The organism is Xanthobacter sp. BG11Y11_SDJG (genome assembly GCF_057364445.1).
In genome coordinates this window covers 1-5,182 of record NZ_JBNFNU010000309.1, presented here as the reverse complement: position 1 = coordinate 5,182, position 5,182 = coordinate 1, and the positions used below count along the sequence as shown (strand labels likewise).

Annotated in this window: 4 protein-coding genes; 2 read left to right on the top strand and 2 right to left on the bottom strand. The window is 70.6% G+C overall.

All coding sequences use genetic code 11. The features are described from left to right. Positions 1-668, top strand: a 668-nt coding sequence (locus tag AC2W7M_RS19430) for an efflux RND transporter periplasmic adaptor subunit (protein WP_486134182.1), incomplete at its 5' end; no start/stop codon positions are given. After that, positions 668-3,904, top strand: a complete 3,237-nt coding sequence (locus AC2W7M_RS19425; RefSeq protein WP_486134180.1) for an efflux RND transporter permease subunit — start codon at positions 668-670, stop codon at positions 3,902-3,904. The genes AC2W7M_RS19430 and AC2W7M_RS19425, both read left to right, overlap by 1 nt. Here AC2W7M_RS19425 and AC2W7M_RS19420 read toward each other — a convergent pair. Together AC2W7M_RS19420 and tam are read right to left on the bottom strand one after the other, a co-directional pair. Further along, on the bottom strand, positions 3,841-4,116 hold the full coding sequence (locus AC2W7M_RS19420) for a hypothetical protein (protein ID WP_486134178.1): 276 nt from the start codon (positions 4,114-4,116) through the stop codon (positions 3,841-3,843). The genes AC2W7M_RS19425 and AC2W7M_RS19420 overlap by 64 nt on opposite strands. A 133-nt stretch (positions 4,117-4,249) precedes the next feature. Continuing rightward, positions 4,250-5,044, bottom strand: a complete 795-nt coding sequence (tam, locus tag AC2W7M_RS19415; protein ID WP_486134176.1) for a trans-aconitate 2-methyltransferase — start codon at positions 5,042-5,044, stop codon at positions 4,250-4,252. Positions 5,045-5,182 lie beyond the last annotated feature (138 nt).

Here is a 5,182-nt window from a genome sequence, read left to right as displayed (position 1 = left end):
CGCGAAGGCGCTCGCCGCCGCCGAGGCGGAGGGAGGTGTTCGTCAAGGCGCAGCGCGACGAGATCGAGGTGCGGCTGAAGCGCACCGACGTGCGCGCCCCGGCGGCGGGCATCGTGCTGGCCCGCACCGCCCGCCTCGGCGCCATCGCCCTTTCGGCGCGCACCGAGCCGCTGTTCCGCATCGCCCAGGACGGCGCCATCGACCTCGACGCGGAGGTGCCCGAGGACGCCATGCCGCGCATGAAGACGGGCCTCAAGGCCGAGGTCACGCCCGCCGGCTTCGACGCGCCGCTCGCAGGCACGGTGCGCCTCGTCTCCGCCGAGGTGAACAAGTCCACCCGCCTCGGCAAGGTGAAGATCGCGCTCCCCGCCGACCCGCGCCTGAAGCCCGGCGCCTATGGCCGCGGCGTGATCGCGCTCGGTGCCAGGAGCGGCCTGTCGCTGCCGCAGTCGGCGGTGATGTTCGATGCCGAGGGCGCCTATGTGCTCGGCGTGGAGAACGGCGCCGTCACGCGCCGGCCGGTCAAGGTGGCGCTCAAGAGCGGCGGGCGGGTGCTCGTCACCGCCGGGCTCGCCCCCGGCGATCAGGTGGTGGCGCGCGCCGGCGGATTCCTGCGCGAGGGTGACCGGGTGACCGCGGTCGAGACCGCCGCGAACGAGGTGCGCTGATGGCTCTCAATGTCTCTGCGTGGGCGATCCGCAAGCCGATCCCCTCGCTCGTCCTGTTCGTGGTGCTCACCGCGCTCGGCATCGTGCATTTCCGCTCGCTGCCGGTGACGCAGATGCCGAACATCGACGTGCCCATCGTCATGGTCACCGTCACCCAGGCGGGCGCCGCGCCGAGCGAGCTTGAGACCCAGGTGACCAAGAAGGTGGAGAATGCCATCGCCGGCGTCGCCGGGGTGAAGCACATCACCTCCTCCATCTCCGAGGGCACCAGCGTGACCACGGTGGAGTTCCACCTGGAGACGCTGGTGGACCGCGCGGTGAACGACACCCGCGACGCCGTCACCAAGATCCGCACCGAGCTGCCGCGCACCATCGACGAGCCGCTGATCCAGCGCGTCGACATCGAGGGCCTGCCCATCGTCACCTTCGCGGTGTCCTCGCCGGCCATGACGCCGGAGGAACTGTCCTGGTTCGTCGACGACACCATCGCCCGCGCACTCCAGGGCATCCGCGGCGTCGCGCAGGTGAAGCGCGAGGGCGGCGTCGACCGGGAGATCCGCGTCGCGCTCGATCCCGACCGGCTGATGTCCCTGGGCGTCACCGCCGCCGAGGTGTCGCGCCAGCTGCGCGCCACCAATGTGGACGTCTCCGGCGGCCGCGGCGAGGTGGGCACCCAGGAGCAGTCGATCCGCACGCTGGCCGGCGCCGCCAGCGTCGAGGACCTGGCCGACACCCGCATCGCGCTGTCCAACGGGCGCTCGGTGCGCCTGAAGGACCTCGGCACGGTGAGCGACGGCGCGGCCGAGCCGCGCGTGTTCGCCCAGCTCAACGGCAAGAACGTGGTGGCCTTCGGCGTCTATCGCGCCAAGGGCTTCTCCGACGTCACCGTCTATGACCGGGTCGAGAAGGACATCGCCAAGCTGCGCGAGGCCTATCCGAACGTCACCGTCACCGAGATCGACACCACGGTGCGCTACACCAAGTCGGACTACCAGAGCGCCATGCACACGCTGATCGAGGGGGCGATCCTCGCAGTCATCGTGGTGTTCCTGTTCCTGCGCGACTTCCGGGCCACCGTCATCACCACGCTCGCCATCCCGCTGTCCATCCTGCCCACCTTCTGGGTCATGGACATGCTGGGCTTCTCGCTGAATGCGGTGAGCCTTCTGGCGGTCACGCTCGTCACCGGCATCCTGGTGGACGACGCCATCGTCGAGATCGAGAACATCGTGCGGCACATGCGGCAGGGCAAGTCGCCCTACCGCGCCGCCATCGAGGCGGCGGACGAGATCGGCCTCGCGGTGATGGCCACCACGCTCACCATCGTCGCGGTGTTCGTGCCGGTGTCCTTCATGGGCGGCATCGCCGGCCAGTACTTCAAGCAGTTCGGCATCACGGTGGCGATCGCGGTGCTGTTCTCGCTGGCGGTGGCGCGTCTCATCACGCCGCTGCTCGCCGCCTACTTCCTGCGCGACACCGGGCACGTTCAGAAAGACGGCCTCGTGATGCGCACCTACATGCGCCTGCTCGGCTGGTCGGTGCGGCACCGCTTCGTGACCATCGCCATGGGGCTCGGCATCTTCGTCGGCACCGTGTTCCTGTCGACGCTGCTGCCGTCCGGCTTCCTGCCGAACAACGACATCTCCCGCTCCATGCTCTCCATCGAGCTGCCGCCGGGCACGACGCTGGCCGAGACCCAGCGCGTCGCCAACCGCATCACCCAGATGATGCTGGAGCGGCCCGAGGTGCGCGCGGTCTACGCCACCGCCGGCTCCGGCGGGCAGGGCGGCCTCGCCATGATGGCCGGCGAGGTGCGCAAGGCGCAGATCGTCATCAACCTGAAGCCGCGCGCCGAGCGCGAGATCAGCCAGAAAGCCTTCGAGGCCGAGCTGCGCGCACCGCTCGCCGCCATCCCCGACATGCGCGTGACCTGGAGCAATGACGGCCAGAACGCGCAGCGCGGCTTCCAGGTGATCCTCTCCGGCAATGACGGCGCGGCGGTGGAGAAGGCGGCGCTGGCGCTGGAGAAGGAGATCCGCGACGGCGTGCCGGAGCTCGCCAATGTTGTGTCCTCCGCCGCGCTCGACCGGCCCGAGATCCGCATCGTGCCGAAGCTCGACGAGGCGGCCGACCTCGGCGTCTCGGTGGACACCATCGCCGAGACCGTGCGCATCGCCACCATCGGCGACATCTCCGCCAACCTTGCCAAGTTCTCCGCCAAGGACCGGCAGATCGACATCCGCGTGCAGCTCGACGAGCGTGCCCGCACGCGGCTCGCCACCTTCGACGCGCTCAAGGTGCCCACCGCCTCCGGCACCGCGGTGCCGCTCTCGGCGGTGGCGCGGGTGGAGTTCGGCAAGGGGCCGACCGCGCTCGACCGCTACGATCGCGCGCGGCGCATCGCCGTGGAGGCCGACCTGGTCGGCACCACGCCGCTCGGCTCGGCGCTGGAGAAGGTGAAGGCGCTGCCGGCCGCCCTGAGCCTACCGGCCGGCGTGACGCTGAAGGAAGCGGGCGACGCCGAGATCATGGAGGAGGTGTTCTCCGGCTTCGCCATGGCCATGGCCGCCGGTCTGATGATGGTGCTGGCGGTGCTGGTGCTGCTGTTCCACGACGTGCTGCAGCCCATCACCATCCTGATCTCGCTGCCGCTTTCGGTGGGCGGCGCGTTCATCGCCCTGCTCATCACCGGCAACTCGATCTCGCTGCCGGTGGTGATCGGCTTCCTGATGCTGATGGGCATCGTCACCAAGAACGCCATCCTGCTCGTGGACTTCGCCATCGAGGCGATGTCGCACGGGCTCGACCGCACCACGGCGCTCATGGAGGCGGGGCACAAGCGGGCGCAGCCCATCATCATGACCACCATCGCCATGGTGGCGGGCATGGTGCCTTCGGCACTCGCCTTCGGCGAGGGCGGCTCGTTCCGCGCCCCCATGGCGATCGCGGTGATCGGCGGCCTCATCACCTCCACCGTGCTGTCGCTGGTGTTCGTGCCGGCGGTGTTCTCGGTGATGGACGACGTGAGCCGCTCCCTCGGCCGCCTGTTCGGCCGCTTCGTCGGCGCCCGCGACGAGGCGCCCGGCGCAGGGCCGGGCGGCCACGGCGACAGTCCGCAGCAGCCGACCCTTCCCGGGCTGCCCCATCTGCGCGCGCGGCGGAATGAGGCGGCTCAGGCGCCTTCGGTGATGTCCCTGACGAGGCGCGTCCGCGCCGCCGCCAGCACGGCCTGGTAGTCGTCGGCGAACGGCTCGCTCAGCACCTGCTCGAAGGCGGCCACCAGGGTCCACAAGGCGGCGGGCTCGGCGGCGTGGTCGAAGGTCGCGCCCTGGGTCTCGGGGTCCTGCTCGTCCACGAGCCGGGCGATGAAGTCGAACGCCACCAGCGCCGCGTCGCGCGGCATCGTCAGCGTCACATCGTCGGCGGCGGGGGTTTCGGTCTCGGTCATCGGTTCCCTCGGTTGAGATCTCGTTTGGAGGATTGGAGGGACGCACGGACGGGCGGCCCCGCTGGGCCGCGACAGGCCCTTGATCGTACGCGTTGTTCAAGAGAGCCGGCGGGCCCGCCCGGCGCAGAAAACTCTAAAGACGCGCCACGGCGACGATGAACAGCCGCGTGAACGGCAGCAGCACCTTGCCGTCGGCGCGGCGGTGGTAGGAGGCGGCAAGGCGCGCCTCGTACTCCTCCAGGAAGTGGACGCGCTCGTCGCCCTCCAGCGGATCGATGAAGGGCCGCAGGCCGGCGCCCTTCATCCAGTCGACGATGGCGCCCACCCCATCGAGCGGGTGGTTGTAGACCGAATGCCAGATGTCCACGTGGGCGGCGTGGGGCACCAGCATGTCGTAATAGACCTCGGGCGCCGGCAGCGGCGTGCGGGCGCCGGTGGCCTGTCTGAGCGTGTCGGCCCAGGGCCCGACCAGCGCCGTCTCGCGCATGGCGACGTGGGCCGGGCCGTCGAGATTGTCCGGCATCTGCACCGCCAGCGCGCCGCCCGGAGCCAGCAGCGACAGCAGACGCGGCAGCACCGCGGCGTGGTCCGGCACCCATTGCAGCACCGCATTGGCATAGATGAGGGCGGCCGGGCGCTCCAGCGTGAAGGTCGCGGCGTCGGCGAGCTCGAACCGGGCGTTCGGCAGGCGCGCGCGGGCGGCGGCGATCATGTCGGGCGAGGTGTCGAGGCCGAGGATCTCGGCATCGGGAAAGCGCGCGGCCAGAAGTTCGGTGGAATTGCCCGGGCCGCAGCCGAGGTCCACCACCAGAGGGGCCGCCGCGCCGTCCGGCGCCGCGATGTCGGGCACCTGCGCGAGCAGGTCGCGCGCGGGGCGGGTGCGGGCGTCCTCGAACTTCAGATACTGGCGGGCGTTCCAATCGGCCATGGTCCGGCTCCGGGCGGGGGTTCCATGTTAGAGCGCGATCCCATCGAACTGAACGCGGTTTGATGGGGGATCGGCGCAAGCTTTAGAGCATTTTTCGCCGCCGCGGCGCGCCCGCCGCCGCCCCGCCAGCCTCCCGCA